The 20,886-nt window shown below is 42.1% G+C and carries 14 protein-coding genes; 9 read left to right on the forward strand and 5 right to left on the reverse strand.

Annotated elements, in window-relative coordinates; translation table 11 throughout:
- From ATC1_RS01255 to ATC1_RS01275, 4 genes are all read right to left on the reverse strand, one after another.
- Window positions 1-1,554 (reverse strand): LCP family glycopolymer transferase, encoded by a 1,554-nt coding sequence (locus ATC1_RS01255; protein ID WP_062277381.1) that lies wholly within the window; start codon window positions 1,552-1,554, stop codon window positions 1-3.
- A 19-nt stretch (window positions 1,555-1,573) separates the two neighbouring features.
- Complete coding sequence (locus tag ATC1_RS01260; RefSeq protein WP_062277384.1) at window positions 1,574-1,789, reverse strand: Trm112 family protein; 216 nt, start codon at window positions 1,787-1,789, stop codon at window positions 1,574-1,576.
- A gap of 318 nt (window positions 1,790-2,107) precedes the next feature.
- Window positions 2,108-3,982, reverse strand: coding sequence for a VanW family protein (locus tag ATC1_RS01270; RefSeq protein WP_062277390.1), 1,875 nt, complete (start codon window positions 3,980-3,982; stop codon window positions 2,108-2,110).
- A gap of 16 nt (window positions 3,983-3,998) precedes the next feature.
- A complete protein-coding gene (locus ATC1_RS01275) occupies window positions 3,999-5,540 on the reverse strand; it encodes a hypothetical protein (protein WP_062277393.1) in 1,542 nt (513 codons plus the stop codon).
- Between the two features lie 422 nt (window positions 5,541-5,962).
- On the opposite strand from ATC1_RS01275, the gene ATC1_RS01280 reads away from it, so the two are divergent.
- The 7 genes from ATC1_RS01280 to ATC1_RS01315 all read left to right on the forward strand — a co-directional run bounded on the left by ATC1_RS01280 (window position 5,963) and on the right by ATC1_RS01315 (window position 15,885).
- The gene (locus tag ATC1_RS01280; RefSeq protein WP_062277396.1) at window positions 5,963-7,189 is read left to right on the forward strand and encodes a hypothetical protein; all 1,227 of its coding nucleotides are present in this window, start codon (window positions 5,963-5,965) and stop codon (window positions 7,187-7,189) included.
- 74 nt (window positions 7,190-7,263) lie between these two features.
- Entirely contained in the window at window positions 7,264-8,334 is a 1,071-nt protein-coding gene (gmd, locus tag ATC1_RS01285; RefSeq protein WP_062277400.1) for a GDP-mannose 4,6-dehydratase, read from the forward strand.
- Window positions 8,335-8,351: 17 nt separating this feature from the next.
- Window positions 8,352-11,138 carry a DNA polymerase I gene (polA, locus tag ATC1_RS01290; protein ID WP_062277403.1) on the forward strand — a complete coding sequence of 929 codons (2,787 nt, stop codon included), beginning with the start codon at window positions 8,352-8,354 and terminating at the stop codon, window positions 11,136-11,138.
- A 185-nt stretch (window positions 11,139-11,323) separates the two neighbouring features.
- On the forward strand, window positions 11,324-11,938 hold the full coding sequence (locus ATC1_RS01295) for an RNA polymerase sigma factor (RefSeq protein ID WP_062277406.1): 615 nt from the start codon (window positions 11,324-11,326) through the stop codon (window positions 11,936-11,938).
- Window positions 11,939-12,748, forward strand: a complete 810-nt coding sequence (locus ATC1_RS01300; RefSeq protein WP_062277409.1) for a hypothetical protein — start codon at window positions 11,939-11,941, stop codon at window positions 12,746-12,748.
- 372 nt (window positions 12,749-13,120) lie between these two features.
- The gene (glgP, locus tag ATC1_RS01310) at window positions 13,121-15,277 is read left to right on the forward strand and encodes an alpha-glucan family phosphorylase (protein WP_062277414.1); all 2,157 of its coding nucleotides are present in this window, start codon (window positions 13,121-13,123) and stop codon (window positions 15,275-15,277) included.
- A 77-nt stretch (window positions 15,278-15,354) separates the two neighbouring features.
- Window positions 15,355-15,885, forward strand: coding sequence for a DUF2179 domain-containing protein (locus tag ATC1_RS01315; RefSeq protein ID WP_062277416.1), 531 nt, complete (start codon window positions 15,355-15,357; stop codon window positions 15,883-15,885).
- Between the two features lie 423 nt (window positions 15,886-16,308).
- Here the strand turns inward: ATC1_RS01315 and hcp are convergent, their stop codons facing one another.
- Window positions 16,309-17,946: a hydroxylamine reductase gene (gene hcp, locus ATC1_RS01320; RefSeq protein WP_062277420.1), complete on the reverse strand. Its 1,638-nt coding sequence runs from the start codon at window positions 17,944-17,946 to the stop codon at window positions 16,309-16,311.
- Window positions 17,947-18,521: 575 nt separating this feature from the next.
- Here hcp and ATC1_RS01325 point away from each other — a divergent pair.
- Entirely contained in the window at window positions 18,522-19,436 is a 915-nt protein-coding gene (locus tag ATC1_RS01325) for a CPBP family intramembrane glutamic endopeptidase (protein ID WP_062277423.1), read from the forward strand.
- Between the two features lie 125 nt (window positions 19,437-19,561).
- Window positions 19,562-20,839 (forward strand): hypothetical protein, encoded by a 1,278-nt coding sequence (locus ATC1_RS01330; RefSeq protein ID WP_062277439.1) that lies wholly within the window; start codon window positions 19,562-19,564, stop codon window positions 20,837-20,839.
- The last annotated feature ends 47 nt before the right edge of the window (window positions 20,840-20,886 follow it).

Raw genomic sequence — 20,886 nt, forward strand, 5'->3', positions numbered from 1 at the left:
TTACATTGGATTATTTGCTGCCCAGGCATCCGTGATCGTCAGTACCAGATCAACGCCGTTATTGGGGATGTAATTCATCGTTATTGCACCTGTTGGAATTGCCATCAATTCAGTAAGGAATTTAGCGGTAAATGGTTTTCCGCTGTTGATTTCCAGTGAGTTATAAGCGGAATTGGCGCCTTGTCCTGTATTGACGATTGTGATTCCAAATGATTGCAGGTATGCGATTGTACGGTCTAAAATATCAGGATTCGAAGAACCATTGATCAAGGTGATCCGTGCTCCTTCGGCTTTTATCAGTGATGCGCGATCCTCGCTAACTGTAACGGGTGATGCTGCGATGCTGGTACTGAAGATGACATCTCGTGCCTCGCGAATTTTATCCGGAATCGGGATTAAGATTTGCTGTGTTCCATCAGCTGTTTTCCCATACTCTACTTGATACGGTGGAGCTATCACGCTTTTAATAATCTGATATGGCTTGAGGTCGACAACTGTCCAGGCGATTTTCATCATATCTTCGAAGGTCAGATTCGTAATCAGCGCTTTCGATAAACTGGCATAGAGCTGGTCTGATTTCATCAGCATTTTCGGAAGCTGCCATACCATTTGCTCGTAAAGTGCATATAAAACATCCTGCTGTCGTTGTGCACGCTCAAAATCACCGCCTTCACTGTATCGAAACCGAGCGTAAGCAAGCGCAGTTTTTCCGTCCAGGTCCTGAACACCCGGCAGTAATGTAACCGTATTTCCTGGCCCGATCGGATCAACTGTAATGCCTTCTTTAACGTTGATTGCCAGTTTATCAATTGAGTCGATAAAATCGACAAAACCTTCAAAACTGATCACGGCATAATATTGAATGTCGACTCCCAATAAAAGTTCCACGGTATCTGTGGCAAGCTGCGGGCCGCCTCCCGGCAGATGTTCTGCTTCACCCAGAAAATATGCTGTATTAATTCTGCCATAACCGTGATTCGGAATTGAAACCCATAAATCACGCGGAATGGAAAGCATTCCCGCATATTTCGTAATCGGATCATAGGTGAGCAGCATCATCGAATCTGTACGTGAATATTTTTCGCCTGCTTCCCAGTCACGATAATCCATTCCCATGGCGAGACAGGTAATCCGCGTGCTTCCATCCCAGGATTGTCCTTTTTCAGCGCCTAATTGGGACATATCCAATTCTGAGTCGATGTCCGGCTGCAGTGTTCCAAGAGACTCTTCAGTAGGATTTACAGCCTGTTTTCCTGAATCATCAATTACAGGCGCACCAGGAAGGCTGATGATTGTCATCGATTTCGCATATTTATTTACCTGCAAAAAAACAAGGGATCCGATTAAAAGACCAATCCCGGCAAAGATTCCCAGAATGATGAATTTCTTGTTCTTTTTGGGTTGTTTCCCTTTTGGATTTTGTTGAGGAGGGAATGACACCGGTTGTCCGGGTTTTTGGGGATGCTGTGGATATTGCATCGGATTTTGCGGCGCATTATTCTGAGGCATCGGTTTTTGACCGTAAGGATTTTGAGGAAATTGCTTTTGTTCCATAATCTTCCATCTTCTTAATTTATTTTTCTGGCGGAATTTTGAGGTCTTCCGGTTTGGTTTCGATCCATTTTGATCCTTCGCTGATCAACATGATCGGAATATCTTCCACGATTGGATATTTTCGATGGCAATTTTCACAAATTAACCAGGAATCTTTATAGAGCGTCAGATTTCCTTCTCCGTTTTTTACACAAACCGGACATCGTAAAATTTCCATCAATTTTTCTTGTATCATGATTTCCTCCGATTCATTTCACTTTGTACGAATTTTACCATATTGGATTTTTCCGTTTTGGTATCAACAATTCGAAATAGGGATAAGCTTTTCGAATAAAAAAAGGAAATCGGTTGATGTAATGTTTTTGCGTTTTGCACAGAAGCGCCACAACAACAATATATTTTTTCCAAATTTCACTTTTCTGCCTGGTAATCATCGACAAGACAGCCCGTTAAATTATATGCAAGAATCAGGTGATTTCGCACAAGGATATAATTTTTGGTAACGACAAAAAAATAATTACGAAATCAAATTTTCATTTTCACCGTTTCTTTCTTACGGAGTTTCCTGATCCTTTTTGGATTCTTCTTCCGGCGGCATGCCCTCTGTTCCTGGTCCATATTCAAAAATTGCCTGCCATGGCCGATATTGTGTCTCAAAAACATCCTGAATATGAATCAGACCATCCTGATAGACAGTTCGCTTGATTGTGACATCAGCTCCTTTTACGGCATAATCAACCTGTTTAATTTCACCGGGAGCCAATGTCTGATTTTCACGATAGATCGGGTCTTCTGGTTCTGTAATATTAATGGGACCGGTAGATTCCCACTCAACGTATCGATTGACGTCGGTGCTATAAAATTTCCATTGTATCGAAGACGTATTTGGATTAACATAGGTTTCCATCAATATCCAGTACGGTGTGTCATTCTTAAATTTCAAATCCAGAATCGGCACATAAACAGATGCATCCAGTCCGGAAAGTTTGGGATCAATATTGCCATTGGCAATTCTTTCGTAATAAAAAACCCGATAGGCATGAGCATGTCTTTCTACGATGGGCAGCCCGTAGAAAAAAGCAGTTCTAAAAAGTGTTGTTGAAACCTGACAGACACCGCCGCCGATTCCCTGAACTGTTTCGTTTCCGAAAATAACCGGCGCTTCCGCATAACCGTTGTCGATGTCGATATCTCCAATCTGATTAACCATGGAAAAAGTTTCACCAGGGGCTATCAGAACGCCATGAAAACTGGCTGCTGCTGCGGTAATGTTCTGGACTCTTGCCGGATCGGAATAAAAAAAGTATGTGTATTGCGATTCGACTAATTGCGTGATTCCGAGGTCTTTTCCATCCGCGTTGCTGGTAACAACGGGTTGTGTGATGATCATGGCAATTTCCGCCTCATGCTGACCAGTCTGGATTGCTGCAGCAATATTTGCCATTGTCTGTTCCGGATCTGCTTTTGTACCGATAACTGCTTCAGCGATTGGTTCAATAATGTGTGTTGTGTCATTAAACACAAAGCGCGCATTTTGCGGTTTTTTTTCAAGCTGGACGGCAATTTCAACCAGCCGATTATAAAAAAGGTCACGTTTAGGACTCATTTGGATCTTGACCAGTCCATTTTCAATAACAGGTTCAAAAAGGATCCATCTGGCGAGCGCATCTGCCTGAATAGTTTCAATTGGCTGATGTACTCCGTTTTGATTAACATAAAGAACGAAATCCTGTCCAATCATTGATTCCAGTTTCGATTTTTCCTCCTCAAGATTCGAAACAGTCGGTTCAAAAATCGCAACAGGCAATTCAATCTGCGCAGTTTGAAGATTTTCTCCCAGTATCTGGAGTTGAGTCATTGTCATCAATTTGTCAACTGCTTTCCCCGCCTTCCCCGGTTCGATGATCACCCGGGATCCTTGCAGTGTGATCGAAGGCAGTTCATAAGGCACATCGATATATCCGGACAGTGAAGAAATGAAGTTGTATGCAACTCTTTCATCGAACATTAACACCGGTTCGAGGTCATACGAAAAGAGTAGTGCTGCCATACAAATCCGCAAATTTTCGAATATATCCGGAGTTCGACCAATCGTCCAGGCTTTTTCAATTGTTTTGCCGAATTGAATCTGCATACCTAATTCTTCAGGAATAGCGTGCCATACGTCCGAACCATAGGTAAATGCGAAAGCTGCTTCGGTCGGGTATTTTAGATTCTCCCTCAGTTTTTGTTCAGCTTCTTCTCTGGTCAACCCGCCAATGTTGATTCCTGAAACGGATATCCCCCGATAGATTTTTTGCTGAAATTCCCGGTTGTAGAAAATCAGAAAAATGAAAAAAAACAGGATTCCTAAAAGAATACTGCTCGTAAAAATCAATAAGAATTTTTGAAATAGAGATGATTTGTTCCTTTTTGATACTTCCTGCATAAATGTATGTTTTCCTTTAGTTTTTCGATGAAAGAACAGCAGAAAGATTTATATCGTAAATATAAATATCATTTTCGTGTAGATTCAGGTGCTCGCGATAATTTCCAAATTCAGCCACAATCAGTGCTTCATTCAGACCGAATTTCTTGTTTTGACTGACAATGATGAATCTGGCATCGTAATCGGATGAATACCAGTCAGTTTTGGATGCCCAACTGGAGGGAATTATTTTTCCGTCGCTTGTTTCAATCGGAGCTACCTGCAGTTCATTCCCTGCGTAGTAATTCATTGCATGTGTTTCCCAGTAAGTGCCATAACCGTTTGCCAACCCGCGATCTCGCAAGACTTCTGCTATTTCGATATACCTGCGGTTATTTTCCGGAGAAGACCGGAAATTGAGCGAAATATTGCTGGCAGCGAAGATGATGAGCGGGATGTAAATAATAAAAGCGGCTTTTCTCATTTTCGGGAGCTGTTCCTGGAAAGTGCGTGAGACTAGAATGATGGCAATGAAAAAAGTGGGGCTCAAATAACGGACTGCCGGTTCCCCGTTGGTTATTTGTGTGAATGTGAAACTTCCGATAACAAATGCGAAACCGACGGCCATAACCTGTGTTGTCAGGTCTGATTTAAAATAATGCAAAAAAATTGGAATTAAAGCGGCTAAGACGATCAATGCTGACAGAAATCCTGCCATTTGTCCGATAGAATGGAAAGGATTTGAATTTTCATACCGGTTGAAGCCGAAAATGATCAGCCATGTATTGTATGTGTTCTGAATATATTGAAAGATGTTTTCGAACGAAATCATTTGAAGTTCCGTTGATCCGGTTTTTAAAAATCCGAAAACATTAAAAAGACTTGTTGATGTTTTCCCGATGACTGCTGCCAAAAAAGCCAGGAGTGCAAGCCAAATTTCATCAATCGATTTTGAACGAAATTGTCTGATGATAATTGACAGAATTAATGGCAGAATAAAGTAATAGAGGACGAATCCGTCAGCGATACAGCCGGCAACAGCGATCAGAAAGAACAACCCAAACAGCCATTTTTTCTTAAAGTCAGACTGAATCGATGAAATTCTTTGCGTCAATAGCAACAGGATCAGCATATATGCAACCGCTATTCCATGCATGCCAACCGTCATGAAAGGGTGACGCAGTGCTGGCGGTACAAAAAGGATCAGCAGCAGCAAAATCAGGTTGCCTATCCTGAATTTCCGATTGTTGTGGAATGGCATTAAAAACCAGGAACAATATACAATGATGGCATACGCAATTGGCCCGATCAGGTAAAGAACAATCTTTCTGCTGAAGAACAACCTTAGCGTGGCTGCCCATAGAAGATCACCGGTGAAAGCAGAAAAAAAACCGCCATTCCAATTTTTCAAGAATGGATTTCCAGTGATCATTTCTTCAGCTGCCCGAATGAAATAGGCATTATCCGAGTTGACGGAGAAGGCAAAACTATAAAAATAGATGTAATAAAAGATGAGAGCAAAGAATGGCAGAATAAGGATGGTAGCGTAAAGCCAGGTCTTTTTGTTAAGAATTATCATGGGATTAAGTATAGTATATAGATTTCAAAATATAAATTTCGCTGTTTGAATTATTGACCAGCATTTCGGATCAATTGAGGGATTTTTTTTAATACTGTTGCTTTACGTATAGCGCAAAAACTGCAGAATGGCAATGAATACTCCTGATATTTCAAATTACCGGGCTTTTATTGTTTGCAACATTTTGATATGATTATTTGTAATCAGTATCGAAAAAAATGCATATTTTCAGTAATTATAAAAATAGAAAAACCTTTTAAAAATCGAGCAAAGAATCTCTCTCGTAGTACGTATTTCAGATTTATTGATTGGTGATTTTACAAGATTTACTGCGACTTTTTATAGTGGTTGTTCGTAAAGCTGCATCGTTTGATTTGTATAGTTAGTGTCCAAATGCGCAAATTGCCGGGAGTGTAACGATTATGAAACGGGCATGTAAATTGATCCTATTTTTTATCTTCATGATTGGAATACAATCTTTCAGTTTCTATGATCCTGATAAAGAAGCAAATCGTGTGGTAACAAGTGTCGTACAAAAAGCACAGATACTCGATGATGATAATGCATCGCTTGCATTGCTGCGCCTGGATGGAAGAGTATATTTTTTCCAAAATATGTATGGCTTGCAGCCGATCGATCTTCAAATCCCGACAGAATTCTCTATGCCGTACTTTGCCAGTAGAATTCTGACAGATTCTCACTTTATTTATTTTTTGCAAACGTCTCCTTTTTCGGAAGGTCTGACGCTGATCAATAAGGCAGGTGATCGAAGATTTATTTCTTCCCCTTTACCGAATTCCATTTTGTATGCAGCTTTTCCCTCGCCATTGGGAGATCGTTTGTTTTGGATTTATGATGCCTCTCCGGTTCCGATCAGTTTGTCTGCTCCCTGTGATGAGAATCCGGATTGCCCGGGTTATGTTTTTGAAGTAATTTCCAGCGATTTGTCCGGTAGCGATACTCAGCCGATTATCCGGATTGAAACCGGTGTGAAAGAATATGGCTTGCAAGTATTTTTTGATGGTTGGAATCTGCAACGGGATGCTTTTCGAATAAATGTCAGTTTTTCACAGCCAAGTGCTTTATATTTACCGGAACAAGGGCTCGTTTATGAAATAAATCCTCTCAGTAAAGAAATAATCACTCATGGAGATCCTTTTCAAGGATTATTGCTCAGTCCGGATGGGTTATGGTCGGCGAATGCATACTGGGGAGATCAAAGTATTTTTGAAATTCGTCAGAAAATTACGAATGAAATACGACGTCCTGAATTGATTTTTGGAGAATCGACCCTGGTTGATCAGCTCTCCTTCTCCCCTTCCGGGAGTTCTCTGGCATGGATTGCATTAAGTTGGGATTCCAGCCAAAGTCTACTGAAAGAGATTGCACTTCAGGTGATGGGTATGGAATCCGGAGAAATCTGCAGTTTGCTTTTACCATTGCCAGAAAAAGATCAATATGGGAGATTGAATCTTCCGTATTTGCCAAAATGGATCAATGAAAAATTTCTGGTTGTGAATTCGGAAAACGGCAGCCGAATATTCAATATACAGTCAATGGATTGGGAAATTGAATGGGATACGGTTCTGCATGGAGAGGATGACTTTCTGGCGCTTGGTTCTTTGACTGAAATGGTTGACTTTTCTTAGATTTGCTGGAATAGCTGTGCCGGATCGATCTCAGATGGCTCGCTATGATACAATAAAAAAACGGAGATAAGAATATGAAAAAAGCATTGATTACGGGAATAACCGGTCAAGATGGTTCATACCTGGCAGAATTGCTGCTGGATAAAGGATATGAGGTGCACGGAATTATTCGACGTGCCAGTTCATTTAATACACGCAGAATTGATCATATTTATGCGCTTTCTCAATCCGGCGATGCATCGATTCCATTTTTCTTGCATTACGGCGATATGACTACATCGGAAGCCTTGCTGGACATCATCTACAACGTCATTCCGGATGAAATCTATAATCTGGCGGCGCAAAGTCAGGTTCGTGTCAGCTTTGACATCCCGGAATATACAGCTGATACAACCGGTCTGGGAACCATTCGCATTTTGGAAGCCATGCGCAAAACGCGATGCCATGCACGCTTTTATCAGGCCTCAACCAGTGAACTATTCGGCAGCGCAAAGCCGCCGCAAAATGAAAATACGCCTTTTGAGCCACAGAGCCCATATGCTGCAGCGAAACTATACGCTTATTGGATTACCCGAAATTATCGGGATGGTTACAATATGTTTGCCTGTAACGGGATTCTATTCAATCATGAATCACCCCGAAGAGGTGAAACCTTTGTTACGCGGAAGATCACGCGCGCGATTGCGATGATCATGGCTGGCCTTCAAAAGACTTTATATCTGGGAAATTTGGATTCAAAACGTGATTGGGGTTATGCGCCAGAATTTGTTGAAGCCATGTGGAAAATATTACAGCAAGAAAAACCGGACGATTTTGTATTAGGTACCGGAGAATCTCATACGATTCGCGAGTTTCTGGATGAAGCTTTTGGATATGTCGGATTAGACTGGAATGAATATGTCCGATTAGATACTCGGTATTTTCGCCCGACTGAAGTGGATTATCTGCTTGCAGATACAACCAAGGCAAAAGAAGTGCTGCAATGGGAACCGAAAATAAAATTTCATGATTTGGTACGAATTATGGTGGACGCAGATCTTGAATCGCTGGGTATGGAATGTCCGGGAGAAGGCAAGAAAATCTTGTTGAAGAATTTTGGTAACTGGCACCGTTGGGAAGACCAGATTATCAGTATGGAGCGCTAATTATTGCGAATGATATTATGGGAAAGAATCTGACACTCATTGATGGACATGCGATTGCATATCGCTCCTATTATGCATTAACATCAGGGACAAATACGGAGCGATGGCATACGTCCCAGGGAGAACCGACCGCAGGTATTTTTGGATTTTCCAGTATCCTGTTGAGCCTCCTTGAAAAGGATCGACCGGATTATCTGGTGATTGCTTTCGATACCGGTAAAACATTCCGCAATGATTTGTTTGAGGGATATAAAGCAACACGCGCAAAAATGCCGGATGACCTTCGGCCGCAGATCGATCGGATGCGTGAATTAGTAGATTCTTTTCGTATTCCCAGGTTGGAATTGGAGGGATTCGAAGCAGATGACGTTCTTGGAAGTCTGGCTTTTGCTGCAGCAGAGCAAGGATACCAGGTGAAAATCATCACAGGTGATCGCGATTTGTTGCAGCTTGTTAACTCCCAAGTCACTGTAAAGTTGGCGGGTAGCAAACTTTCTGACTCTGTAGAATATTCTCCCGCAATGGTAAAAGATTTTCTGGGTATTCCACCGGAACTGGTCGTAGATTATAAAGCGCTGGTCGGTGATCCTTCAGATAATTATCCCGGTGTTCCCGGCGTCGGTCCGAAAACAGCCGTGAAACTGCTGGAAGATTACGGATCATTGGACGGAATTTATGAAAACCTTTCTTTGATAAAAGATTCTATCCGAATGAAACTTGAAAGTCATAAAGAGGATGCATATCTCAGCAGGACTTTGGCAAAAATTCGCACAGACTTGAAATTGACCATTGATTTTCATGAAGCTTCCACAGAAAAACTGAATTTTCGTGCAGTTGAAGAGCTCTTCAAAACACTTGAATTTAAGGTTCTTCTTCCGAGACTGAAGGCGATCGCACCGTCCTTCCTGCCAGCAGATCACCAACTGTCATTTTTTGGAGTTCCTGTTGCCTCAGAAAGTCGAACAGACATAGAGACCTATTCGCCGCAGTTTCAGATCATTGATGATGAAGAGGAACTGAAAAAGCTCATCCAAAAGTTGAATGCTGCTGAGTTGATCGGACTGGATACTGAAACAACCGGAATTGACGCAATGAGCTGTCGATTGGTTGGTATATCACTTTCAGTCGAACCAGGCAAAGGTTTTTATATACCGGTAGGACATGTGACTGGTGAAAAACAACTGCCTTTGTCCACCATATGTGATGCACTGCGTCCAATTTTACAGAATCCGAAAATCGGGAAAGCCGGTCACAATATTAAGTTCGATGCGCTGGTTTTGAAAAACCATGGACTGGATATTTCTGGAATCGTCTTCGATTCAATGATTGCAGGATGGGTTATCGATCCGACTTCAAAGAATTTGGGGTTAAAACCGATGGCGGAGTCATTGCTTGGAATAAAAATGATGATGATTCAATCGCTGATCGGAAAAGGGAAAGAACAGAGAACGATGGCTGAAGTTTCGGTGCAGGAAGTAGCGCCTTATGCATCAGCAGATGCCGAAGTAGTGTTGCAGCTCATGCCGATTTTGCAAAAAAAGCTGCAAGAGTTGGGAACGGCACATATCCTGACAGAAATGGAAATTCCGTTAATCCCAGTTTTGATCGAAATGGAATACAACGGAATTAAATTGGACGCTTCCTTTTTAAAGGAAATGTCTAAGAAGCTTGCAATCCGATTAAACGAAATTGAAGAAGAAATTTACCAGTTGGTCGGATATCGATTTAATATCAATTCCACGCAGCAGCTCTCGCGTGTACTGTTTGAAACGTTGCGATTACCACAGCCATCCCTGGGAAAGAAAACGGTTTCCGGTCATTTTTCTACTGCTGCGGATGTTTTGGAAGAAATGCAGGGAATTCATCCGGTGATTGATCTGATTCTCGAAAACAGGGAATTATCGAAATTAAAAAGTACCTATGTTGATGCCCTGCCGTCCAGTATGAATCCTGTGACACACCGTATCCATACATCCTTTAACCAGACTGGAACAGTAACCGGTCGTCTTGCCTCTGCAGCACCGAATTTGCAGAACATACCGACCCGTACCGAACTTGGGCGTCAGGTACGCACTGCTTTTGTGGCGGATCAGGGAAAAGTTCTCCTGTCAGTCGATTACAGTCAAATTGAACTGCGAATCGTTGCCCATATGGCACAAGATGAAGGGATGCTGAGCGCTTTCCGTGCAAACCAGGATATCCATGCTGCAACTGCTGCGGCGATTTATAATTGCGATATCCACGCGGTCACAAAGGAAATGCGACGGCATGCAAAAGCCATCAATTTCGGATTACTTTATGGGATGAATTCTTTTGGATTGAGTCGATCTGCCAAATTGTCCCGAAAAGATGCCAGTGATTTTGTCGCTGCGTATTATGCCCGTTTCCCTGGTGTGAAACGATTTTTAGATGGCATCCGAGTACAGGCAGCCAATGACGGGTATGTAGAGACGATGATGGGAAGGAAACGATATTTTCCCGGCCTTGGAAGGCAGATGAACCACCTGATTCGCGATCGCGAAGAACGAGAGGCGATTAATGCTCCTGTCCAGGGAACGGCAGCGGACATATTAAAAATTGCCATGATCCGGCTCCCGTCCGCTTTGGACCAGGCAGGATTGAAATCGAAAATTCTGCTGCAAGTACATGATGAACTCTTGCTGGAGTGCGCATCTGAAGAATTGGATGAAACCAGAAAAATTGTACAGTCTGTCATGGAAAGCGCTGTCAGTCTATCCATTCCGCTTCTGACAGAAGCACGCAGCGGTATTAACTGGGGTGCATTAACGACTGTTGAAAATTAACGAGAACCTGGAAATTTCTTGTATTTGACTGATCCAGCTGATTGATTCCAGTTATCATCAATGTGAAAAGAATTATTTATTGTTGTGTTGTTTTTGCGTTCCGCGAGAAAAAGTACAATAAAAGGAATTCTTCTCTTATTTCGAATCAATGACTCTGTTGTATATTAATATGGATTGAAATAATCATGGATCTTAAAGAATCTAAGCTGATTATGCGGGCGATCCAGGGGAATCTGGATGCTTTCAATCAGCTTGTCGTCATCTATCAGACAGCCGTATATAATACGGCTTTACGCATCATGAACGACAGTGAAGCAGCAGATGATATAACCCAGACTGCTTTTATTTCTGCCTGGCAGCATATGGAATCCTTTAAAGGAGATTCTTTTAAACCTTGGATCTTACGTATAACGATTAATGCCTGTTATGATGAAATTAGGCGATTGCGGCGTCACCCTTCGACACCACTTGAGCCTGTTACAGAGGAAAATGAAGAAAACGAAGATGCGGTTTGGCTGATTGATCCCAATTTACAGCCCGATGAGGTTTCACTTCAAAAAGATACCATGGCGGCAGTAGCAGAATGTATGGGATCTCTGCCCGAAGAATATCGGACAGTACTTATGCTGATTGATGTTCACGAATTTAATTATCAGGATGCTGCTGATATGATCAGCAAACCGTTGGGTACCATAAAAAGCAGACTGCTTCGAGCGCGATTGAGGATGCGGACCTGTCTTGAATCCAAAGGGGAACTTTATCGTTCTCAGAATCGTACCGATAATAAGGATTTATCGTAGATGAAAAAGAATAATCATACCAGAGAGCTTGAATGGGCTAGCAGTTATTTGGATCAGGCGCTGAATGCAGATGAACTGGCAGACTTTGCGCAGCAATTGTCTCAGAATCCAGAAATAAGCCAAACGATTTCAGATTTTGCACAGATAAGACAGTTGGTCAGATCCATTCCTCAAGAAAAACCGCCCCGCAGTTATATCCTGACCAGACAAATGGCATCTGAAGCCAGAAAGCCAGGAATATTGGAGCGTTTTTTCCCTGCGTTTCGGACGGCAGCCATCTTATGTGCACTGGGTTTGATTTTTACCTTTATTCTTCCTTTCGCACAAACACAGCAGCCGGCTTCCTTACCGGCAGAATACTCGAAAAAATCTATCGATCCGTTGCTTCTGGAGCAATCTTCTGATCTTGAATTCACGAAACAGGCAGAGATTACGACAGCAGTAAGCGGATCCGAAAAAGAACCGCAGCCTGTTTCTGAAACTCAGGCAGATCCGCTTGAAGTCAGAAAACCATCTCACGGATTTAAAGGTGGTAGCCCCAAGAATGAGTTATTAATGGTCTCAACTCGTATACTTCCGGATGATCATCAAGAAGAACAGTCTACTGTGATTGCGGATCTTGCTGCAGAGAATCAGGCGAAAAAGAAATCCGAGAACACTGTAAATCCCGTAATATCATCGTTTTTGACCAATGAAGTGAATTTTTTGGATGCAATTCTTCAAATCATCCGCTTTGTTTTTATCATCGTCCTGGGTCTCAGTTTTATCTGGATTCTCCTTACGCTATACGAGCGAAAAAGAACCTTTTGATCAGTGATTCGAGAATAAACATACTTTTCAAATATTGCGAGAAAGTTTGTTGTTGTTTTGTTTTGTACTGAAACTACAAAACAAAACAACAACATTTTTTTTGCAGATTGATTCGAAAGTCTGGTTCATATTTCGAATTGCTGCTTGATCATGTTTTGAAAAAAATCGTGTATGATTAAAAAACTGGCTGTATTTGTATAGTGGCAGGAGGTGAAATTGTATTTTTCTGCCGGTAAATACTTCAGGAAAAGAAAAAATGGGTAGAATCCGTTCATAATTAACGAATGGTATCGATTTTAGAACGGTTTCTTGATAAACTGAATTTTTTACCGATTGTATCGGCAAGAATTCGGATTCGTAATAGGGAGTTTTATGATTTCAAAAAATATAACTTGTACAGTTCCAAAGGCAAACTTTCTTCCGGAAAGAATTGAACGGTTAAATGATTTAGCGTACAACTTATGGTGGTCCTGGAATCCGGAGGCGGTCACTGTCTTTTCAAAAATTAACCCTGTTCTCTGGGATTCAGTATCGCACAATCCGGTTGCTTTCTTGCAGCAAGTATCACGATCCATGCTCAATCAGGTTTCAAATGACAAACAATACCTGATACTTTTCGATCAGACCATTGAGGCATTTGATGCTTACATGAACAAAAAAGAAACCTGGTTTATGCAGAAGTATCCGAACATAAAGGATAAGACGATAACCTATTTATCCTTTGAATTCGGATTGCATGAATCGATTCCAGCTTATGCCGGGGGATTAGGAATTCTTGCCGGGGATCATCTGAAAGAATCCAGCGATATGGGTCTGCCTCTGGTTGCTATCGGATTTATTTATAATCAGGGCTATTTTGTACAAAAAATCACAGAAGATGGATGGCAGGAAACATCCAACTTTTATCTGGATTATAAAAAACTTCCGATGATTCCATTGCAGGATGAAAAAGGCAAAGATGTTTTGATTGCTGTTCAGCTTCCTGGAAGAGAAATAAAAGCCCGTGTCTGGCAGATTAATGTCGGTCGTATTCCACTGTATTTGCTGGATACAACTGTCAATGAAAATACACCTTATGATCAACAATTAACAGCCAAATTGTATACTTCTGATCTCGAAACGCGGATTTCTCAGGAAATCCTTCTCGGAGTGGGCGGTGTACGGCTCATGCGCCTGCTGGGATACAATCCGGCTGTCTGGCATATGAATGAAGGCCATTCAGCATTCCTTTCCATTGAACGCTGTCTGGAATTGGTAAAACAGGGAAAAACTTTTGATGAGGCGGCAGAAATTGTACGCAAGGGAAATGTTTTTACTACCCACACTCCAGTACCCGCTGGAAATGACCGATTTCCTGTATGGTTGGTCGAAAAATATTTCCATCAAATATGGCCGGAACTGGGATTGACCCATGATCAGTTTATCAATCTGGCAAAAGAAGAAAGCAGTTATGGCGATCAGTTCACCATGCCGATTCTGGCGTTGCGACTTTCGGATCATTGTAACGCAGTGTCAGAATTACATGGAATGGTATCCCGTGATATGTGGCACTTCCTCTGGCCGGATCGGAAAGTGGCGGATGTTCCGATTACACACATTACAAACGGTGTCCATTCCTTCAGTTGGCTTTCCAGAAGAATGGGGATCCTTTTTGACCGGTATTTGGGTACAGAATGGCGGGAAAATCCGGACAATCCCGAAATCTGGGAAAAAGTTGATTTAATTCCGGATGCTGAAATCTGGGCTGTGAAACGACATCAAAAACGAAAAATGGCGCGATTCATCAATGACCGGGCTCGAGCGCAATGGCTGACGGGAACTGTTCATCCGGTGCAGACACTCGCGGCAGGCGTTTTGCTGGATTCCGATGCATTGACGATTGGATTTGCTCGCCGATTCCCGACGTATAAACGCGGTTATCTGATCCTGCATGATTATGAGCGATTGCTGCGATTAATCAATAATGTAGACACTCCTGTTCAGATTCTGTTTTCAGGAAAAGCTCATCCGGCTGATGAACCGGGGAAGTTGATTGTTCAACAGCTTTATCGGGCAATTAAGGATCATCGATCCGGCGGCCGGCTGGTTTTCATTGAAGACTACAATATGGAAATTGCACGTTATCTGGTGCAGGGTGTCGATGTCTGGTTGAATACTCCGCGCAGACCGAATGAAGCTTCCGGTACTTCCGGAATGAAATCAGCGATGAATGGTGGGTTGAATTTTTCCATTTTAGATGGATGGTGGCACGAAGGATATAACGGGAAGAACGGTTGGTCAATTGGCTCGGAAAAACAATATGATTCGACTGAAAAACAGGATGCCGAGGATGCACTGAGTCTGTATGAGATTCTGGAAGAGCGAATCGTCCCGCTATATTATTCCAATCGGAGCGATGCCAATATTCCGACAGGCTGGATGATGAAGGTGAAGAATGCAATACGAACACTATCACCGCAGTTTTGCACCCGCAGAATGGTCAGTGATTATGTGAGGAATATGTATATTCCAGCCATTGAAGAGCGTTAACAGGTACTGTCGATTATATACCGGTCGATAGTCAGGACGTCTTATCGACCGGTTTTTTTCTTAAGGGAGGAGACATCATGGAGATGTTGTTTACGAAAGAGATTCTGGTAGGTGGATTATTAATTTTTGTATTAAGAGTATTGGACACATCTATGGACACGCTGCGTGTTCTGTTTGTCGTCCGCGGAAAAAAAGTCCTTGTATGGCTGCTGGGCGCAACGCAAGCTACGCTATTTATTCTGGCGATCAGCAGAGTATTGAGCGGTGAAAACAACCTGATCACGATTTTAGGATATTCGCTTGGTTTTGCAACCGGCAATATCATCGGAATGACGATTGAAGAACGTCTGGCTGTCGGCTATAAGAAGATCAGTATTATATCCCGCGATTCCGGATCCGAAATTGCATCAGCTTTGCGCGATGCCGGGTACGGTGTAACAGAACTATGTGGTAAAGGAAAAGACGGTGATGTTTGCATGTTGCATGCGAATATTAAGCGGAAACATGTGAAAGATGTGGAAAAAATTGTCAACGGTATTGACAAAAATGCCTTTATTACCTCAGACGATTTTAATCCTGTCAATCGCAGTGGATTTTGGCGCAAATAAGGGATAGAACAGAAATCAGCCATCTTTATGATGGCTGATTATTCTTTCCTTGCAGTCTTTTTCGTTGGAAAAGGCTGCTTATAGTTCTCACTTCGCCCCCTCCTGGAGAACCCCTTGCATATATTTATCTTAGCATAATCATTTTTTTTTACAAGTTCATGAATTACATATATCCAACACAAACGGGATTATTGTAATATATGAGCTATTTTTCACAAAAGTAACGGTAATGGTATTTAGTAACTCGGAATATGAAAAAATTCTTTATTGGTTCGAAAAGTCAATCTAAATTTTGAATCACTGAATCGTATTATCCCTCTTTTTCAAACATTTAAAAATCAGCAGAAAAAAAAGAGCCATTTATTTACCTGTACAGGTGAAAAATGGCTCTCATTTTAAATAGATGCTCGCGTTATCGCAGTATTATCCACAAAAAATCTTTACGTCTTCTTCCACGGTGGAGATACCACTGATGCCAAATGAGCTGACCAGGACATTGGCGACATTGGGAGAAAGGAATGCCGGGAGGGTTGGTCCCAAATGGATGTTTTTGATCCCAAGCGCTAATAATGCCAACAACACAATGACCGCTTTTTGTTCATACCAGGCGACATTGAATTCAATCGGCAAATCATTGATATCTGCGGCCTGGAAGATTTCTTTCAGTTTCAGCGCAATAATTGCCCAGGAGTATGAATCGTTGCATTGTCCCGCATCCAGAACGCGCGGAATACCTTGAATATCTCCCAGTGGAAGTTTCAAATAGCGATATTTTGCACATCCGGAGGTGAGAATCACAGTATCTTTTGGCAGTGCTTTTGCAAAATCCGTGTAGTATTCTCGAGATTTCATGCGACCGTCACAACCGCTCATGACGATGAATTTCTTGATGGCGCCTGATTTGACTGCTTCAACCACTTTTTCAGCAAGCGCTTCCACCTGGTGATGCGCAAAACCACCGATTATTTCACCGCTTTCAATTTCAATCGGTGGCTGGCATGTTTTTGCCAGATTGATGATATCGCTGAAATCTTTTTGTTCACCGATTTCACCTGCGATATGCTTACATCCGGGATATCCTGCAGCACCAGTTGTGAACAATCTGTCTTTGTAGCTGTCTTTCACTGGAACAATGCAGTTGGTAGTCATCAGAATTGGACCGTTGAAGCTTTCAAATTCTTCTTTTTGTTTCCACCATGCATTCCCATAATTACCGGCGAAATTGTCATATTTCTTAAATGCCGGATAATACTGTGCGGGCAGCATTTCGGAATGGGTATAAACGTCCACACCCGTTCCTTTCGTCTGTTCCAGCAGCATTTCAAGATCGCGCAGGTCATGTCCTGAAATAAGAATACCCGGGTTTTTTCGTACACCGATATTGACTTTGGTAATTTCCGGATTCCCGTATGTGGAAGTGTTTGCTTCATCCAGCAAAGCCATGCCGGCAACGCCCTGATTTCCGGTCTCAAGCGTCAATGCGATCAGCTCATCAACAGACAGAGAGTTGTCTCGGATTTTGACTAATGCGCTTTGAATGAACGCATCGATTTTTTCATTTTCTTTACCAAGCACATTGGCATGTTTTACATAAGCTGCGAGACCTTTCAATCCATAGGCAATCAGCTCACGCAAACTGCGGACATCTTCATTTTCTGTCGATAAAACGCCAATCGTTTTGGCTTTTTCTTCCATTTCAGATAATTCACCGGCATCCCAGAGGGCTGCTTCTGAAAATTTGGATTTGTCGGCTACATGAGCAAGCAGTTCCTTCTTGATAGCCGATGTGTTGCGGATTCTTTTCACAATTGCATCTGCATCGAAATTGGCATTTGTAATCGTAGTGAAAAGATTCGTTGTGACCAGATGGTTCACTTTTACGTCCACTTTTTTCCCTTCATTACGCAGTGCGGTGGTGACCTCGGATAATCCGGATGTAACATAGCGGAGAAGATCCTGTAGATTTGCGACCTGCGCATTTTTGCCGCAGACGCCTGCTTTTACACAGCCTTTATTCCCGGCAGTCTCCTGGCATTGAAAACAAAACATTGAATTTTCCATCATAGCTCCTGTTAGCATGTTTTCCTGTACAAAACTTGTTAGACGATTTATTTTTTCATATTCGTTATTGCCATTATACAAAAAATCCTTTGCTTATTATGTTGTTTCTACAACAATAACCAACGATCTATCAGAATTGGATTTTGTAACGGCGGAAAGAATCCAAACAAAAAAATTTTCTTTCTTTATTCAAAAAGTGAATCCGAATTAGGTAAAAAAATGATGGTGAGTTGATCTTTGCGCTTTGTGCCAAAGATTTATCATATGAATCATTCATGGATAGATCTTTCATTGCGATCATAAATAAGCATTGGATTCCTGCAAGTGGCTGGAGATTGCTTCACCCCAATGGCGTAATAACAATGACAGGTTTCAATCATTCCAATTGACTTGTTTTCTGATGATTTCAAATAAAACATCATTTATTAAGGTAAAGATTTTTAAATTATTTGGACGAGACTTATTCGTTTCTCATAATTCTTCTATTACGGATTGCAGTATCTGCGCTTTAAACAATGACTGTGTATTATGATAAGATAAATCTATTCTTATACGAGGATATATTGAGGAGTCATATGAAGCGTGTATCAATTTTTCTCATTATCACATTTGTGCTTACCTGGACAGTTGAATTTTTCATGTGGAAAAATGGAGGCCTTGAGAACCCTGCAACCCAAATGCTTCTGACCGGAGTGATGATGATTCCGGCATTCAGCGTTCTACTGACCAAATGGTTCACTAAAGAATCCTTTCATCTGAAACCACTCAGACTGGAATTCAAGAAGTATTTTCGCTACTACCTGATCGCCTGGCTGGGTCCATTTTTTCTGATCATTATTGGTACAGCACTCTATTTTTTGATCTTCCGATCCAATTTTGATCCTGAGTTGACGCTGCTGCGAAAATCGATGCAGGCAGCTCAAACACAACAGCCCATCGAGATTACCAGTCAAATGCTGATCACTACGATATTAATCCAAAGTCTGATCAGCATGATTTTTGCTCCTGTGTTGAATATTTTCCCAACACTGGGAGAAGAAATTGGATGGCGAGGTTACCTGCTCCCCAAATTGGATTCACAAATGAATCGCCGGATGGCTGTTTTACTCACAGGTATCATCTGGGGTTTGTGGCACGCTCCAATTATCGCCATGGGACACAATTATGGAAAGGAATATGCCGGCTATCCGTTTTGGGGTATTCTGGCGATGATTGTTTTCTGTGTTTTTGTCGGATCCTTCTTTTCCTGGCTTACGTTTCATGTTCATAATCCCGTTCCGGCTGCAATTGCTCATGGGGCTTTGAACGGATTTGCCAGTATCGGATTAATCTTCATAAAAAATGCACCCTCCGTTTTTGTCGGACCATTTCCGACAGGAATTATCGGTGGTATCGGTTTTGTAATCGTTGGTATCTGGTGTTGGCTGAAAATTGGAAAAGCCGGAGTTGAAAAGGCAGCGGATACAGAAATTGATTCCAGTATGGCTTAATTCTTGCAACAAATAGCAGTATAGTCAGAAAGTTCGGCGAAATTGCAGTGAACGTTGATGAAACAAGATCAGGCAGTTAAATTTCTATACTGCGTATTTTTTACAAAATTATGCCGGAGGCAACGATGAAACACAAAAATATCCAAGTTTTATTTCTTATCATATTGGTATTTCTTCTGAGTATCAGTATGACTGCTGTAAACGCGGAAGGCGAGCAGGTTTTTCCGTCTTATACAATCACCGATGTAATCCCCGGTGCAAGTGTCACGTTAATCACACGAGATTTTCCGGCTAATTCGGATTTTGTCGTGAGTATGAAAGATATGAACAGCACAGGAGATTTTGTCGATGTCGTTAAATTTAATACACAGGCTGGCGGCAGCTTCTCTGTGAAGATTGAGATTCCAGAGGATCTGAAGTCAACCAGAGAAATTGCCATGCTGGTCAGCAACACGGATGGAATTCAAATCCCCAGTTCTTTCCATAATCATACGCCGGATCAGGAATCGAATCCAGTTATCAGCGGCGGTATTTATACCGGTACACCCTCCTTTACGATAACAGAAGTGATTCCGGGAGAGAGCGTCACCATCAGTGCGATAAATTTCCCTGCCAATGTGGTCTTTAATGTAACGATGGGATCTTACAATCCCTGCGGATTTGGGCAACTGGTTGAATCCTTTAATTCAGAAGCAGGCGGTTCCTTTGAACGGACTATCGCAATACCGGCCAACCTGAAATCCGTAACACCGATTTCTATCCGACTGGATAGTGTAGAAGGGTTTTACGCTTTCAACTGGTTTGGTAACGTCGCTCCGGCAACAGTCGAAGGAGCAGAAGGCTCACCAGCAGTGGTGGAGCCGGCAGCTCAATGTAATTTCAGTGTTTTCCCGTCCTTTACTATTCAGAGTGTTGTCAAAGGAGAAAGCGTTACCATTGATACGCTTAATTTCCCCGCAAACAGCAGCTTCACCGTAAAAATGGGATACTATGTTAAAGGATCTCATCCATTCTTTGGATATCATGACTGTGGTCCGGATTGCGGTTTCGGTCCGACATCATTCAATTTCCAGTCATATAACGGATATTTCACAGGCTCTGGACCGATGGGAGGGTTTAATCCGTTCCATTCGGATCACATGAATCCGCCATTCAATGGACACAGAAGCAATCTGGCTTTTGTCGGAATTGAAGTCGGAACCTATGATACCGGTGACGGCGCTCCTCAGACTTTGACCTATCAAATTCCTGCTGATCTAAAAGCATATGATCCGATTATTGTCTGGATTGAGGACAAAGGAGCTTGCGGTTTTTATGCATTCAACTACTTCTGGAATAGAACGACCGGAACAGCGCCTGCTGCGAATATTCCAGTTGTCGAAGTGGAACAGATTGCGAAATAGCCGATCGAATTCAGCATAAGAAAACGATACAAAAGACTGCCAATAAC

This window comes from Flexilinea flocculi, from assembly GCF_001192795.1.
Taxonomy (GTDB): Bacteria; Chloroflexota; Anaerolineae; order Anaerolineales; family Anaerolineaceae; genus Flexilinea; species Flexilinea flocculi.